Genomic DNA, 15,462 nt, shown 5'->3' on the forward strand with positions numbered 1-15,462 from the left:
GAACCCTCCCTATCGCCCGTTCGGCATCACGATGCTGACCTGCGGGCGCTTGCCGGACCAGCGCTGTGCCGCGCGGCGCGCCGCGAGGCGGGCGGCCTCGTGGATCGCGCCGGGATCGCCGCGATCCTTGCCCTTGAGGCGCCCGATCGCCTTGTCGATATCGGCAGACGCTTCCGCCAAAAACTCGTCCTGATCCTCATCCAGCGGCAGCCCAAGAGTCTCGATCCGGGCGCGAAGCTCGTCATCCAGCACCACGAACATCACGCCGTCGCGCGACAGGCGGCGGCGCATGACGACCGCCTCACCATTGGCGGGCGAAATGATGTCTCCGTCCAGCACCAGGCGCCCTGCATGGACGTCGGCGATCTTTCCGGGAGCCCCCGGCGCCAGACGCACGATTTCGCCGCTTTTCTGAATGACGGAGTGCGGGATGCCGCACTCCTCGCCGAGGCGCCCTTGCTCTAACAGATGGCGCATCTCGCCGTGGACCGGTACGAGGATTTCGGGCCGGAGCCAGGAATACAGCGCTTCCAGTTCCGGACGACCGGGATGGCCTGAGACGTGGATCTCGCTCTGACGGTCGGTAATCATGACGATGCCGCGCTCGGCGAGGCGGTTCTGCACCGCGCCGATGGCGATCTCGTTGCCCGGTATCTGGCGGCTGGAAAACAGCACCACGTCACCGCGCGTCAGCTCCAGCGGGTGGTTCTCCTCCGATATGCGCGACAGGGCAGCGCGCGGCTCGCCCTGCCCGCCGGTCGCGACGATAAGAACCTCACCGCGCGGCAGGCCCATGGCGGTGTCGAAATCGACCGGCTCGGGAAAATCGAGCAGATAGCCATTGTCCTGCGCCACCGCGATGATCCGGTCGAGCGATCGCCCGGCGACGCAGATCTGCCGCCCGCTCTCGCGCGCGACCTCGCCAAGCGTGTGCAGGCGCGCGACATTGCTGGCGAAGGTCGTGACCAGCACGCGCTTCCCCTCATGCCGCTTGATCTCCTCCATCAGCCCGCGATGGACCGCGCCTTCCGATCCGCTGGGATTGGGATTGAAGACATTCGTGCTGTCGCACACCAGTGCGAGCACGCCTTCGTCTCCGATGGCGCGCAGCTCCTCTTCGGTGGTCGGTTCGCCGATGATCGGGTCCTCGTCCAGCTTCCAGTCGCCGGTATGGAACACGCGGCCATGCGGCGTCTCGATCAGCAGCGCATTGCCCTCCGCGATCGAGTGGGCGAGCGGAAGATAGGTCAGGTCGAACGGCCCGATCGAGAATTCGCCGTGATCGTCGTCGATCACATGCAGCTCGATCTGGTCGGCGATACCGGCTTCCTGCAATTTGCGGCGCACGAGTTCGGCGGTGAAGGGCGTCGCATAGATCGGGACGCCCAGATCGGCCGCGAAATAGGGGATCGCGCCGATATGATCCTCATGCCCGTGGGTAATCACCAGCGCCTCGAGACTGTCGAGACGATCCTCGATGAATTCGAGATCGGCGAACACCAGGTCGATGCCGGGATATTGGTCGCCGGAAAAGGTCATGCCGAGATCGACCATGATCCAGCGCCCCTGGCAGCCATAGAGATTGACGTTCATGCCGATCTCGCCAGAGCCGCCCAGGGACAGGAAAAGCAGTTCGTCTTCGGGCGCGTAATTTTTTTTCACAATACCTCTTTTCAGGTCGCGCGATCGCGCGCGCGTTCGGCCAATATCGCCAGGCCTTCCAGCGTCAGGTCGCTGTCCACCGCGTCGAACAGGTCGGTGTGTTCGTCGAACAAAAGGGCCAATCCACCGGTCGCCACCGTCTTTGCCGGGCGGCCGATTTCGGCCTTGATACGGGAAACCAGCCCTTCCATCATCGCGACATAGCCCCAGAACACCCCGATCAGCATCTGATCTTCGGTGTTGCGACCGATCACGCTGTCGGTGCGCGGCTTCTCAATGGCAATGCGCGGCAGCTTCGCCGTGTTCCCGACCAAGGCATCGAGCGAAAGATTGATGCCCGGCGCGATGATGCCGCCTTTATAGGCGCCGTTGAAATCGACCGCATCGAACGTGGTCGCGGTGCCGAAATCGATCACGACCAGATCGCCGCCATATTTGGCATGAGCGGCGATCGTGTTGAGCGCGCGATCGGCGCCGAGTGAGCTCGGCTGCTCGATATCGGCATGAAACCCGTATTCGGCTTGGCCCAGCCCCGCGATCATCGGCTCCACACCGAAATATTTCTGCGCCAGGACCGTCAGATTGTGGATCGCGCGGGGTACCACCGATCCGATGATGATCGCCGACACGTCCTGTTTGCCGTACCCTTCGATGGCGAGCAGCTGGAGCAGCCAGACGGCGTATTCGTCACCCGTTCGTCGCGCATCGGTGGCGATGCGCCAGCGGGTCTTGATATCGGTCCCTTCAAACAGGGCGAAGACGATATTGGTGTTGCCGACATCCACGGCGAGCAGCATCGGTCTCTCCTCAGGCGAGCATCACGTCGCCGGCGTAAATGGCACGGGATGTCCCATCCGCCAAGCGCAGTCGCAGCGAACCGTCTTCGGCGATCCCGGCAAACTGCCCCGAAATCAGCGCCCCATCGGGTTCGTGCACGCTGAGGGGCGTCCCTTCGGGCGTTGCCAGCGCGCTCCATTGCCGCAGGATCGGCTCCAACCCGTAGGTCCGCCATCTTTGCAGGATATCCGCGAAATTGCGGGCGAGTTCGGCGGCAAAGAAATCGCGGTCGGGCGCGGGGCCGAACGCCGAGAGGGCGATCGTCGCACGGTCCGGCAGGTTGGGTGCCTGCTTCAGATTGACGCCGACCCCGACCACCACGGCAGGGCCGGCCGATTCCAGAAGGATGCCCGACAGCTTCGCTCCGCTCAGCAGCAGATCGTTCGGCCATTTGAGCATCGGCACACGGTCATCTGGGCAGAAAGGCCTGACGGATTCATGCAACGCGATTCCCGTGACCAGCGACAGGGTAGGCGCCGGTGGGTCCCCCGCTGAAGTCCGGACGACGGTCGAGCCCATGAAATTCCCATGCCCGTCGAACCAGCCCCGCCCCTGGCGACCTCTACCAGCGGTCTGGCGATCGGCGACGAGCCACTCACCTTCCGCGGCCTGCTCGCCTGCCCGAAGGCGGTCCAGCAGATCGGCATTGGTAGAGCCGGTCTCGGCGATAGTGCGGATCAAAGGCGCGCGCGGATCAGATGACGGTGAAAAGCGCGCTGGCCGCACGGTCGGCCAGTCTGACCAGCCACGGAATGGCGAGATAGCCGAGCGGCGACATGAGCAGCGCGCTGAGCCCCAGAACGACCCAGTGGCCGGTCGGGCTGTCCGCGATCACGGCGTCTCCCTCGGGCGCGGTGCTGAGCGGTTCGTCGAAGAACATCACCTTGACGAATTTCAGATAGTAGAACGCCCCGATGACGCTGGCAGCGATCCCGATGGCGGCGAGCGCGATCAGGTCGGCTTCGACCGCGGCCTGGAAGACCACGAACTTGCCGAAGAATCCGAACAGCGGCGGAATGCCCGCGAGGCTGAACATCAGGATCAGCAGGCACCATGCCAGCGCGGGCTTGGTCGTCGACAGGCCCGAAATACCGGCAAAGGTCTCGATCTGCTCGCCCGAACTGTCGCGCAACATCAGCAGCGCCACGAAGGAACCGATGGTCATCGCGGCGTAGATGGCAAGATAGACCAGCACCGCACTCGCGCCCTCGGGCGTCGCGGCGGCGAGGCCGATCAGGATGAAGCCGACATTGTTGATCGAACTGTAGGCAAGCAGGCGCTTCAGATTCTGCTGGCCGATCGCGCCGAGCGCCCCGACCACGATCGAGGCCAGCGCCGCGAAGATCACGATCTGGCGCCAGGCATCGGTCTGCGCGCCGAACGCATCGAGCGCGATGCGCGACAGCATGACGACCGCCGCGACCTTTGGCGCGCTGGCGAAGAAGGCGGTGACGGGCGTCGGCGCGCCTTCATAGACGTCGGGCGTCCACATATGGAACGGCACCGCCGCGATCTTGAAGGCAAGCCCGGCGAGAACGAACACCACACCGAACAGCGCCCCGGTCGAGAACCCGTCAGCGAACGCGACGCGGATGCCGGAATAGGATGTGGTGCCCGAGAAGCCGTAGACGAGGCTCATCCCGTAAAGGATGATGCCCGAGGCCAGCGCGCCGAGGATGAAGTATTTGAGACCCGCTTCGTTGGAACGCCCGTCATTGCGCAGGAACGCGGCGAGCACGTAACTCGCGAGGCTCGACAGTTCGAGACCCACATAGAGCGTCACGAGATCGACCGCCGAGACCATGATGCCCATGCCGACAGCAGCGAACAGCATCAGGACCGGATATTCCGGGCGATAGGCGCCGCGCGCATCGAAGAAGCGGGGCGTGACGACGAGACAGGCGATCGTCGCGAGGTAGATCACGATCTTCGCGAATCCGGCGAAGCCGTCCGCGCTGTAAAGTCCGCCGAACGCCTCCCCGCCCGTCGCATAGGCGGGATCGAACAGGAGATGGCCAGTCCAGGCCATGGCGCCGAACAGGGCCGCTACCGCAGCGATGGTGACCGCGCGGCTGACCTTGGGCATCCACGCCGATACCAGCAACAGGATAAGCGCTGCGACCGAGAGGATGATTTCAGGCGCGGCGAGGTAGAAGGAAGCAGCGTAAGTCATCAGTGCGCGCCCTCCGCCGCGGCCGATCCCGTAGTCTCGGCGCCATGAGCGCCCGCAACGTAATTCGCGGCATGGGCGCGCGGCTGACCGATAGCCAGCCCGCTGTCACCAGCCGGCGCGGCGCGGGCGAGGCGCACCTCAAGCGCGGCGATATCGGCGCGCATGGGCGCAAGAAAGCTTTCGGGATAGACACCCATCCACAGAACCGCCGCCGCGATCGGACCGAGCATGGCCCATTCGCGCAAGGACAGGTCGGGCATCGCAGCCGCATCGGCGTTCTTCTGAATGCCGAAAACGACGCGGCGGTAGAGATAGAGCATGTAGGCAGCGCCCAGAATGATACCGGTGGTGAGGATGAGCGTGGCCCAGGTCGAGACTTCATAGACCCCGGCCAGCGCCAGGAATTCGCCGACGAAATTGCTCGTGCCCGGAAGGCCGATGCTCGCCATGGTGAACAGGAGGAAGAAGAAGGCGTAGCGCGGCATGTTGATCGCGAGCCCGCCATAACGTCCGATCTCGCGCGTGTGCAGCCGGTCGTAGATCACGCCCACGCACAGGAACAGCGCGCCCGAGACCAGCCCGTGGCCAAGCATGATCATCATCGCGCCTTCGATGCCCTGCACGTTGAAGGCGAACAGGCCCGCCGTCACGATCGCCATGTGCGCGACCGACGAGTAAGCGATCAGCTTCTTCATGTCGTGCTGCACCAGCGCAACCAGCGAGGTGTAGATCACCGCCACCATCGACAGGGCGAACACCAGCCACAGGAACTGCGCGCTCGCTTCGGGGAACATCGGCAGGCTGAATCGGATGAACCCGTACCCGCCCAGCTTCAGGAGAACGCCTGCGAGGATGACCGAGCCCGCCGTCGGCGCCTGGACGTGCGCATCGGGAAGCCAGGTATGGACCGGCCACATCGGCATCTTGACCGCGAAACTGGCGAAGAAGGCGAGCCACAGCCAGGTCTGCGCACCGGGCGCGAAATCGTATTGCATCAGGGTGGGGATGTCGCTGGTGCCCGCCTGGTTCACCATCCACATCATCGCGATCAGCATCACGACCGATCCGAGCAGCGTGTAGAGGAAGAATTTATAGCTGGCGTAGATGCGGTTATCCCCGCCCCACACGCCGATGATGAGATACATCGGGATGAGGCCGGCTTCGAAGAAGATATAGAACAGGAACATGTCCTGCGCCGCGAACACGCCGATCATCAGCGTTTCCATGATCAGGAAAGCGGCCATGTATTCGCCGACGCGCTTCTGGATTCCGTCCCAGCTGGCAAGGATACAGATCGGCATCAGGAACACGCTGAGCATGATCAGCATCAGCGCGATCCCGTCGATCCCCAGCGCGTAATCGAACACTGCGAAAAGGTCCGCGCGTTCGGTGAACTGCCACTGGGTCCCGCCGATATCGTAGTTCAGCCACAGCGCGATGCCGAGCGCCAGATTGACCAGCGTTGCGACCAGCGCCGTCAGCCGTGCGCTTGCCGCTGGCAGGAACAGGCAGGCGATCCCCGCCACCAGGGGCACGGCCAGCATCGTCGAAAGGATGGGGAATTCCATCAGACCAGAACCGCCTTAAACCAGAACATATGTAACAGCCGCAACCAGGCCGAGCAGCATCACCAGCGCGTAGCTGTAGACGTACCCGCTCTGCACCCGCTTCGCGAGCACGCTGCCGCGCTCGACCACCCAGGCCGCACCGTTGGGGCCGAAGCGATCGATCGTACCGACATCGCCGAGCTTCCAGAACTGCCGCCCGAGCCACAGCGAAGGCTTCACGAAGACACGATCGTAAAGCTCGTCGAAATACCACTTGTTGTAGAAGAAGCGGTAGACCGGGCCGAGCTGTTCGGCACCCTTCGCAGGCAGCGAGGTGTCGCGGATATAGGCCATCCACGCTGCCAGCAGGCCGAGCAGCATCACGATCGCGGCGGCATACTTCACCGGATAGGGCGTCGCGTGCATCGCATGGATCAGCGGCTCGTTGTAGAAGATCGCGCCATTCCAGAAACTCGCGCTGTCGAGGAAGGTGGGCGCGAACAACTGGCCCGCCAGCACCGCGCCGAGCGACAATATGCCGAGGGGGATCAGCATGGAGATAGGGCTTTCATGCGGGTGATAGCCCGCCGTGCCCGCCAGGTAATTCGGCGAGGGAACGTGATGCTTCACATCATCGCCCGCATCTTCCTGGACCGGCGGATTGTGCTCTTCCGGTTCGTCGTGACCGTGATGGACCGCGTGCTGGATATGCTCGCTATCCGCCCAGCGAGGCTTGCCCCAGAAGGTCAGGAACATCAGGCGCCAGCTATAGAAGCTGGTCAGAAGGGCCGCGAGCGTACCCATCCAGAAGGCGAACTGGCCCAGCTCGGTCCCGCGCGCATAGGCGACCTCGAGAATGGCATCCTTCGACCAGAAACCCGCGAAGCCAATGCCGAGATGATAGACACCCACCCCGGTGATCGCCAGCGTCCCCGCCAGCATGGCGTAGAAGGTGAACGGGATCTCCTTACGCAGCGCCCCGTAATAGCGCATGTCCTGTTCGTGGTGCATCGCATGGATGACCGAACCCGCGCCCAGGAACAGCAGCGCCTTGAAGAAGGCGTGGGTGAAGAGGTGGAACATCGCCGCCCCATACGCGCCGACGCCAGCGGCGAAGAACATGTAGCCGAGCTGCGAACAGGTCGAATAGGCGATGACCCGCTTGATATCCCACTGCGTCGTGCCGACGGTCGCCGCGAAAATACAGGTCGCCGCGCCGATAAAGGTGACGAGGCCGAGCGCGAACGGCGCGGCTTCGAACATGGGCGAGAGACGGCAGACCATGAACACGCCCGCCGTCACCATGGTGGCCGCGTGGATCAGCGCGGACACAGGCGTCGGCCCCTCCATCGCGTCGGGCAACCAGGTGTGAAGGCCGAGCTGTGCCGACTTGCCCATCGCACCGATGAACAGCAGCACGCAGAGCACATCCATCGTGTTGGCACGATAGCCGAGGGAACCGATGCTCGCGCCCGACATGCCCGGCGCGGCCGCGAGAATTTCAGGGATCGAGACCGTCCCGAACACGAGGAACGTCCCGAAAATGCCGAGCATAAAGCCGAGATCGCCCACGCGGTTGACGACGAAGGCCTTCATCGCGGCGGCATTGGCGCTCGGTTTCTTGAACCAGAAACCGATCAGGAGATAGCTGGCGAGCCCCACCCCTTCCCATCCGAAGAACATCTGGACGAGATTGTCGGCCGTCACCAGCATCAGCATGGCGAAGGTGAAAAGCGAGAGATAGGCGAAGAAGCGCGGCTGATCCGGGTCTTCCTCCATATAGCCCCAGCTATAGAGGTGAACGAGCGCGGACACCGTGGTCACCACCACCAGCATCACGGCCGTCAGCGTATCGACGCGCAGCGCCCAGTCGAAGGTCAGATCGCCCGATTGCATCCATTGAAGAACCGGCACGACGGTGGCCGTCGCATCGCCCGAGACGAAGCTCAGGAAGATCGGCCAGCTGAGCGCGCAGGCGACGAACAGCGCGCCGGTCGTCACCGCCTTGGTGACGACGCTCGGCATCGACTTGTTGATGATGCCGCCGATGATCGCGGCGAACAGCGGCAGGAAGACGATCAGGATGATGGAGGTCTGCACCGGGCGGTTATCCCTTCATCCGATTGACGTCGTCGACCGCGATCGTGCCGCGACCACGGAAATAGATCACCAGGATCGCCAGCCCGATCGCCGCTTCGGAAGCCGCGACGGCGAGGATGAACATCGCGAAGATCTGACCCGTGAGATCGTTCAGGAACGCGCTGAAGGCGACCATGTTGATGTTTACCGCCAGCAGGATCAGCTCGATCGCCATCAGGATGACGATGATGTTCTTGCGGTTGAGGAAGATGCCCAGCACGCCGAGCACGAACAGGATCGCGCTCACGACGATATAGTGTTCGATGCCGATCACAGCTCGACCCCCTCACCCACGGTAGGACGCTTCATAACGGTCGCCTCGTTCGGATTGCGGCGGTTCTGCTTGGCGATATCCTGCTGCCCGCGATGGTCGCCTGCGCTCTTGCGATGCGTCAGCACGATCGCGCCGATCATGGCGACGAGGAGCACGAGGCCGGTGGCTTCGAACAGGAAGATGTAATCGGAATAGAGCAGGGCGCCGAGCGCCTCGGTGTTGCTCACGCCGACGATCGGTGCGGCCATTCCGTCGGGCGTTCCCAGCGCGATCGCGCCTGCGCGATACGCCCCGATGCCCAGCACCAGCTCCGCCAGCAGGACCAGCGCGATCGCGATTCCGAGCGGGAAGTTCTTGATGAATCCGGCGCGCAGCTCGGCGAAATCGATGTCCAGCATCATGACGACGAACAGGAACAGCACCGCGACCGCGCCGACATAGACGATGACCAGCAGCATCGCGATGAATTCCGCGCCCACAAGCACCATGAGGCCCGCGGCGTTGAAGAAGGCGAGGATCAGCCACAGCACCGAATGGACCGGATTGCGCGACATGATGACCATGACCGCAGACGCGATCACCAGCGCGGCGAACAGGTAGAAGGCGATTGTCTGAATCATGGGGCCCCAGTCTGGTTCGCGCGCCGGTTAGCGGTAGGGCGCGTCGGCTTCAAGGTTCGCGGCGATCGCCCGCTCCCACTTGTCCCCGTTCGCCAGCAATTTCGCCTTGTCGTACAGCAGTTCCTCGCGCGTTTCGGTCGAATATTCGAAATTCGGTCCTTCGACCACCGCATCGACCGGGCAGGCTTCCTGGCAGAAACCGCAATAGATGCATTTGGTCATGTCGATATCGTAGCGCGTGGTGCGGCGCGATCCATCGTCGCGCGGCTCGCTCTCGATCGTGATCGCCTGCGCCGGGCACACCGCCTCGCACAATTTACAGGCGATGCAACGTTCTTCCCCGTTGGGATAACGGCGCAGCGCATGTTCGCCGCGGAAACGGGGCGACAGCGGGTTCTTCTCGAACGGGTAGTTGATCGTCACCTTGGGCTTGAAGAAATACTTCAGCGTGAGGGCGTGCGCCTTCACGAATTCCCACAGAGTGAACGATTTGACGAAATGGGCGACGCTCATGCCGCACCTCCATAACGGGTTATCATCAGCCAGCCCGAAATCGCGACCACGAACAGCAGGCTCATCGGCAGGAAGACCTTCCAGCCCAGACGCATCAGCTGGTCGTACCGATAACGCGGAACGGTCGCCATGACCCAGCTGAACATGAAGAAGAAGAAGAACGTCTTGAGCAGGAACCAGATGATCCCCGGCACGAGGTAGAGCGGCGCCCAGTCGACCGGCGGCAGCCACCCGCCGAAGAACAGCAGCGTGTTGAGGCTGCACATCAGCAGGATGTTGGCATATTCGCCGAGCCAGAACAGCGCGAAGCTCATGCTGGAATATTCGGTCTGGTAGCCTGCCACCAGCTCGCTCTCCGCCTCGGTCAAGTCGAAGGGCACGCGCTGCGTTTCGGCGAGGCAGGAGATGAAGAACACCACCCAGATCGGGAACAGCAACAGGTTGAAATAATAGCCGTTGACGATCCCGAAACCGTGGCCGCGCTGCGAATTGACGATCTCTGTCAGATTGAAGCTGCCCGCGTAGAGCACCACGCAGACGAGGATGAAGCCGATCGAGACTTCGTAGCTGATCATCTGCGCTGCGGCGCGCATGGCGGAGAAGAACGGGTATTTCGAGTTCGACGCCCAACCGCTCATCACCACGCCGTAAACCGACAGCGAACTGATCGCGAGGATGTAGAGCAGGCCGACATTGATGTCCGCCAGCACCACCCCCGCATCGAACGGAATCACCGCCCATGCGGCCAGCGCCACGGTGAAAGTGACGATCGGGGCGAGGATGAAGATGCCCTTGTTCGCCGCACTGGGAATGATGGTTTCCTGGAGGAACACCTTCAACCCGTCGGCGAAGCTCTGCAACAGGCCGAAGGGGCCGACCACATTGGGCCCGCGCCGCAGGTTGATCGCGGCCCAGACCTTGCGATCGACATAGATGATCATGGCGACCGCCAGCATCAGCGGCAGCGCAATCAGCAGCACGCCCGACAGCGTCGCCAGACCCCACGCCCATTCATAGGTCAGTCCGAGCGATTGGAAGAATTCGGTCACGTCTTGTCCTTCCCGGTCGGCTTCTTGCGGCCCCGGTTCTTTTCAGCGTCCTTGCTCGCAAAGGCTTCGTTGCGCCAGCCATTCGCGGCGTTGGACTTGTGCGGACGGTTCTCGCCGAAAGCGCGATAGACCGCGTATGCGCCCGCGCCCATCAGCGCCAGGGGGATGATCGGGACCGCCATTATTCCGCCGCCTCCGCGAGCTCGGGGCCGAGGAGTTCGGCCGAACATTGCTGCATCACCGCACTCGCCCGTGCGATCGGGTTGGTGAGATAGAAATCCCTGATCGGATAGGACGCGATGGCCCCTTCCGCCTTCGCCGCCATATCGGCCTCGGGCAAGGCGCCATAATCGGCGAGACCTTCCTCGCCAAGCGCCGGAACATCGGCGATCATCGCACCCTGCAACTGCGCGAAGCTGTCGAACCCGACCGCAACGCCGAGAGCATCGGCCAGCGCGCGCAGGATCGTCCAATCCTCACGCGCGTCACCGGGCGCGAAGACCGCCTTTTCGGCGAACTGCACGCGACCTTCGGTGTTGACGTAGGTCCCGTCCTTTTCGGCATAGCTGGCGCCGGGGAGGACGATATCGGCATGATGCGCGCCCCTATCGCCATGGTGCCCGATATAGACCTTGAGACTGTCGGCGAAGGCGGAATAGTCCATCTCGTCCGCGCCGAGCGAAAGCAAGACCTTGGGCTTTGCATTAGCGATATCGGAGATGCCGCCCTTTTGGGCATAGCCGAGCATCAGCCCGCCCATCCGGCTCGCCGCCATGTGCAGAACGTTGAATTCCGCACCCCATCCAGCGGCCAGCGCCAGCGCCTTTTGATGCGCGCCCTTGAGACCGGCACCGCCGACGATCACCGCCGGACGCTCCGCCTTGTCGAACGCTTCGGCGACATGGCCGGGCAGATCGTTGAGAACGCCGAGATCGCCGCCCAGAAACTCGCCGCCGAAGGTCGTGTCCCAGCGCGGACCCACGAGGAAGATCTTCGCACCGCGCTTCGCCGCCTTGCGCAGGCGGACATTGACGAGCGGCGCTTCCCAGCGGACATGGCTGCCGACAATCAGGATCGCATCGGCGTTCTCGATGCCTGCCAGCGTCGAATTGAAATTCACCGCCGCAAGATTGGAGACATCGTAGTCCATCCCGGTCTGGCGGCCTTCCATGAGGGTCGACCCGCTGGCCTTGAGAAGCGCCTTGGCCGCGAACATCGTTTCGCAATCGACGAGGTCGCCCGCAATCGCGGCGATGCTGTTACCAGGCTTGGCGTCGGCGATCATCGCGAAGGCCTCGTCCCACCTCGCCGCTGCAAGCTTGCCATCGCGGCGAACGAAGACCCTGTCGAGGCGGCGGCGCATCAGGCCGTCGACCTGATAGCGGCCCTTGTCCGAAAGCCATTCCTCGTTGACGTCGTCATTGATGCGCGGAAGTGCGCGCATGACCTCGCGGCCGCGGCTGTCTAGCCGGATATTGGCGCCGACCGCGTCGCTGACGTCGATCGAGAGCGTCTTCTTCAGCTCCCACGGGCGCGCCTCGAAAGCATAGGGGCGACTGGTCAGCGCGCCCACCGGGCACAGGTCGATCACATTGGCGCTGAGCTCATGCTCGGCGGCCTGTTCGAGATAGGTCGTGATCTGCATATCCTCGCCGCGACCCACCGCGCCGATCTCGTCAACGCCTGCGATCTCCTCGCTGAAACGCACGCAGCGAGTGCAGTGGATGCAACGGGTCATGATCGTCTTGATCAGCGGGCCCATGTATTTCTCGGTCACCGCGCGCTTGTTCTCGTGATAGCGCGAGCCGCCGCGACCATAGGTCATCGACTGATCCTGAAGGTCGCATTCGCCGCCCTGGTCGCAGATCGGGCAGTCGAGCGGATGGTTGATGAGCAGGAACTCCATCACCCCTTCGCGCGCGGTCTTCACCATCTGCGTATCGGTGCGGATCTCCTGCCCTTCGGTTGCCGGAAGCGCACAACTCGCCTGCGGCTTGGGCGGCCCAGGCTTCACTTCGACCAGACACATGCGGCAATTGCCCGCAATGCTCAGGCGCTCGTGATAGCAGAAGCGCGGAATTTCCTTCCCCGCAAGCTCGCAGGCCTGAAGGACGGTGGCGCCGTCCGGAACCTCGATTTCCTGACCGTCTACGGTGACTTTAGGCATTATTCGGCAGCCTCGGCAAACTGTGCATTGTGTTCTTCGATCCGGCGCTCCAGCTCGGGCCGGAAATGGCGGATCAGGCCCTGGATCGGCCACGCAGCTGCATCGCCCAGCGCGCAGATGGTGTGGCCTTCGACCTGTTTCGTCACCTGCTGGAGCATGTCGATCTCTTCGATCGCCGCATCGCCGGTGCGCAGTCGTTCCATCATGCGCCACATCCAACCCGTACCTTCGCGGCAGGGCGTGCACTGGCCGCAGCTTTCGTGCTTGTAGAAATAGGAGAGGCGGCTGATCGCGCGCACGATGTCGGTGGACTTGTCCATCACGATCACGCCCGCCGTGCCAAGGCCAGAACCCAATTCCTTGAGCCCGTCGAAATCCATCGGCGCGTCCCAGATCTGCTCGGCCGGGACCAGCGGAACCGACGAGCCGCCGGGGATCACGGCAAGGAGGTTGTCCTTGCCACCGCGAATGCCGCCGCAATGCTTCTCGATCAGCTCGCTGAACGGGATCGACAGCGCCTCTTCCACCACGCAGGGCTTGTTCACATGGCCGCTGATCTGGAAGAGCTTCGTGCCCTTGTTGTTCTCGCGCCCGAAGCTTGCGAACCACGATCCGCCGCGCCGCAGGATCGTGGGGACGACCGCGATACTCTCGACGTTGTTGACCGTGGTCGGGCAGCCATAGAGGCCCGCGCCCGCCGGGAAAGGCGGCTTCAGGCGCGGCTGACCTTTCTTGCCTTCCAGGCTTTCGATCATCGCGGTTTCTTCGCCGCAGATATAGGCCCCTGCGCCGCGATGGAGGAATACGTCGAAATCGTAACCCGAGCCGCTGGCATCCTTGCCGATCAGCTTGGCATCATACGCCTCGTCGATCGCGGCCTGAAGCGTCTCGGCCTCGCGGATATATTCGCCGCGGATATAGATGTAGGCCGCTCGCGCGCGCATGGCGAAACCCGCCACCAGCGCGCCTTCGATCAGCTTGTGCGGATCGTGGCGGATGATCTCGCGGTCCTTGCACGAACCGGGCTCGGATTCGTCGGCGTTGATGACCAGGAAACTCGGCCGTCCGTCTTTCGATTCCTTGGGCATGAAGGACCATTTGAGACCGGTGGGAAAGCCCGCCCCGCCCCGCCCGCGCAGGCCGCTCGCCTTGACCTCTTCGATGATCGAATCCTGCCCGCGCGCGATCAGCGCCTTGGTATCATCCCAATCGCCGCGCTTTTGCGCCGCCTTCAGCCCCCAGTCCTGGAAGCCGTAGAGATTTGTGAAGATGCGGTCCTTGTCGGCGAGCATCAGAAAGCGTTCCCTTGCGAAATGAACCAGATCGCCGCGACGGCAATCAGCGCGATGGCGCCGAACTTGATCACGCCCATCAGCACTTTCCAGGCGATGAAGGCGAGCACGAGCGCGACGATGATGGTGACGATATCCATTACTTGCGGCGCAGGCTCTGGTCGGATCTGGGCGAACGCCGTCCGGCGACGAGCGCGAGGATCGCGCCCGCGACGAGAATCGTCGTCCCGATAACATCGCGATCGGTGAAGATGTCGATCAACACCCCCGCGACGAACAGGGTGATCCCGAGTGAGACGAGCGCGCGTTTCACGGCCGGTCCTCGCCCTCGCAGATTTCACCGTTCTCGTTCGCGGTGGACGAAATCGCCACAAAAGAACCACCGATGGCGATGAACGCGGCGCCCAGCGCGGTCTGTCCCGTCACGAAGAATGCTAAGGCCGCGACGAGGAACAGGATACCTGCAAGCCGATACATCTGCTTGGAGGACATCACCATTCCCCCCGGTAATCGTGATTGGCGTCCACCATCTCGGCGAGCGTGGTTGGACCGCCCGCAGGCTCGCTCGTATGGCGCCCGGGCTCCTGCGTGCCGGGCTTCGGCGTTTCGCCCGCCGCCAGTGCGTCGAGCACGGCGTCGAGGCGTTCGGGCGTCAGATCCTCGTAATTGTCGTCATTGATCTGGACCATCGGCGCGGTGGCGCAATTGCCCATGCATTCGACCTCGGTGAGGGTCCACAGACCGTCGTCGGACACGTGACCCTTCTTCATCCCCCGCGACTTGCAGGTTTCGAATAGGGCGTCCGAGCCGCGCAGCATACAGGGCGTGGTGCCGCAGACCTGGACGTGGAATTTGCCCACCGGCTGCATGTTGTACATGAAATAGAAGGTCGCGACCTCGAGCACGCGGATCACCGGCATATCGAGATAATCGGCGACATATTCGATCACCGGCAGCGGCAGCCACCCTTGGGTATCGGTTTCCTCGCCGACCTGGCGCTGGGCAAGGTCGAGCAGCGGCATCACCGCCGACTTCTGCCGACCCTCGGGATAGCGCGCGATCGCCTTGTCGGCCTTGGCGCGGTAGGCGTCGGTGAACTCGAAGCCACCCCAGCGCTCGCGCAGTTCGGGGGTGTCGGGTGCGGGCGAACGGTCAGCCACGGCGATCCCTCCAGATCGTCGCCCCGGAC

17 protein-coding genes are annotated in these 15,462 nt (G+C 63.3%); all 17 read right to left on the bottom strand.

The genetic code is table 11. The features are described 5' to 3' along the window. Positions 1-9 precede the first annotated feature (9 nt). From GRI47_RS05480 to nuoE, 17 genes are read right to left on the bottom strand one after another with little or no spacing between them, the layout of a single operon-like run. Entirely contained in the window at positions 10-1,662 is a 1,653-nt protein-coding gene (locus GRI47_RS05480) for a ribonuclease J (RefSeq protein ID WP_337190646.1), read from the bottom strand. 11 nt (positions 1,663-1,673) lie between these two features. After that, a complete protein-coding gene (locus tag GRI47_RS05485; protein WP_160660319.1) occupies positions 1,674-2,459 on the bottom strand; it encodes a type III pantothenate kinase in 786 nt (261 codons plus the stop codon). A gap of 10 nt (positions 2,460-2,469) precedes the next feature. Beyond that, positions 2,470-3,180 (bottom strand): biotin--[acetyl-CoA-carboxylase] ligase, encoded by a 711-nt coding sequence (locus GRI47_RS05490; RefSeq protein WP_160660320.1) that lies wholly within the window; start codon positions 3,178-3,180, stop codon positions 2,470-2,472. A 13-nt stretch (positions 3,181-3,193) separates the two neighbouring features. Beyond that, entirely contained in the window at positions 3,194-4,672 is a 1,479-nt protein-coding gene (gene nuoN / locus GRI47_RS05495; RefSeq protein WP_160660321.1) for an NADH-quinone oxidoreductase subunit NuoN, read from the bottom strand. Continuing rightward, positions 4,672-6,240: an NADH-quinone oxidoreductase subunit M gene (locus tag GRI47_RS05500; protein ID WP_160660322.1), complete on the bottom strand. Its 1,569-nt coding sequence runs from the start codon at positions 6,238-6,240 to the stop codon at positions 4,672-4,674. Before GRI47_RS05500 ends, nuoN begins: the two co-directional genes overlap by 1 nt. Positions 6,241-6,255: 15 nt before the next feature. Then, a complete protein-coding gene (nuoL, locus tag GRI47_RS05505) occupies positions 6,256-8,319 on the bottom strand; it encodes an NADH-quinone oxidoreductase subunit L (RefSeq protein WP_160660323.1) in 2,064 nt (687 codons plus the stop codon). 7 nt (positions 8,320-8,326) lie between these two features. After that, the gene (gene nuoK, locus GRI47_RS05510) at positions 8,327-8,632 is read right to left on the bottom strand and encodes an NADH-quinone oxidoreductase subunit NuoK (protein ID WP_067684563.1); all 306 of its coding nucleotides are present in this window, start codon (positions 8,630-8,632) and stop codon (positions 8,327-8,329) included. Next, a complete protein-coding gene (locus tag GRI47_RS05515) occupies positions 8,629-9,252 on the bottom strand; it encodes an NADH-quinone oxidoreductase subunit J (RefSeq protein WP_160660324.1) in 624 nt (207 codons plus the stop codon). Before GRI47_RS05515 ends, nuoK begins: the two co-directional genes overlap by 4 nt. A gap of 27 nt (positions 9,253-9,279) precedes the next feature. Next, complete coding sequence (gene nuoI, locus GRI47_RS05520; RefSeq protein ID WP_160660325.1) at positions 9,280-9,765, bottom strand: NADH-quinone oxidoreductase subunit NuoI; 486 nt, start codon at positions 9,763-9,765, stop codon at positions 9,280-9,282. After that, positions 9,762-10,814: an NADH-quinone oxidoreductase subunit NuoH gene (nuoH, locus tag GRI47_RS05525; protein WP_160660326.1), complete on the bottom strand. Its 1,053-nt coding sequence runs from the start codon at positions 10,812-10,814 to the stop codon at positions 9,762-9,764. Before nuoH ends, nuoI begins: the two co-directional genes overlap by 4 nt. Next, the gene (locus GRI47_RS05530) at positions 10,811-10,996 is read right to left on the bottom strand and encodes a hypothetical protein (RefSeq protein ID WP_160660327.1); all 186 of its coding nucleotides are present in this window, start codon (positions 10,994-10,996) and stop codon (positions 10,811-10,813) included. The genes nuoH and GRI47_RS05530 overlap by 4 nt, the downstream gene beginning before the upstream one ends. After that, the gene (gene nuoG / locus GRI47_RS05535; RefSeq protein WP_160660328.1) at positions 10,996-12,981 is read right to left on the bottom strand and encodes an NADH-quinone oxidoreductase subunit NuoG; all 1,986 of its coding nucleotides are present in this window, start codon (positions 12,979-12,981) and stop codon (positions 10,996-10,998) included. Before nuoG ends, GRI47_RS05530 begins: the two co-directional genes overlap by 1 nt. Further along, complete coding sequence (gene nuoF, locus GRI47_RS05540; RefSeq protein WP_160660329.1) at positions 12,981-14,273, bottom strand: NADH-quinone oxidoreductase subunit NuoF; 1,293 nt, start codon at positions 14,271-14,273, stop codon at positions 12,981-12,983. Before nuoF ends, nuoG begins: the two co-directional genes overlap by 1 nt. Then, complete coding sequence (locus tag GRI47_RS14780) at positions 14,273-14,413, bottom strand: hypothetical protein (protein ID WP_197465625.1); 141 nt, start codon at positions 14,411-14,413, stop codon at positions 14,273-14,275. Before GRI47_RS14780 ends, nuoF begins: the two co-directional genes overlap by 1 nt. Then, positions 14,413-14,586: a hypothetical protein gene (locus tag GRI47_RS05545; protein WP_160660330.1), complete on the bottom strand. Its 174-nt coding sequence runs from the start codon at positions 14,584-14,586 to the stop codon at positions 14,413-14,415. The genes GRI47_RS14780 and GRI47_RS05545 overlap by 1 nt, the downstream gene beginning before the upstream one ends. Next, positions 14,583-14,765 carry a hypothetical protein gene (locus GRI47_RS05550; RefSeq protein ID WP_160660331.1) on the bottom strand — a complete coding sequence of 61 codons (183 nt, stop codon included), beginning with the start codon at positions 14,763-14,765 and terminating at the stop codon, positions 14,583-14,585. The genes GRI47_RS05545 and GRI47_RS05550 overlap by 4 nt, the downstream gene beginning before the upstream one ends. Next, on the bottom strand, positions 14,765-15,433 hold the full coding sequence (nuoE, locus tag GRI47_RS05555; RefSeq protein ID WP_160660332.1) for an NADH-quinone oxidoreductase subunit NuoE: 669 nt from the start codon (positions 15,431-15,433) through the stop codon (positions 14,765-14,767). The genes GRI47_RS05550 and nuoE overlap by 1 nt, the downstream gene beginning before the upstream one ends. Positions 15,434-15,462 lie beyond the last annotated feature (29 nt).

It is taken from the genome of Qipengyuania pelagi, assembly GCF_009827295.1.
Classification (GTDB): Bacteria; Pseudomonadota; Alphaproteobacteria; order Sphingomonadales; family Sphingomonadaceae; genus Qipengyuania; species Qipengyuania pelagi.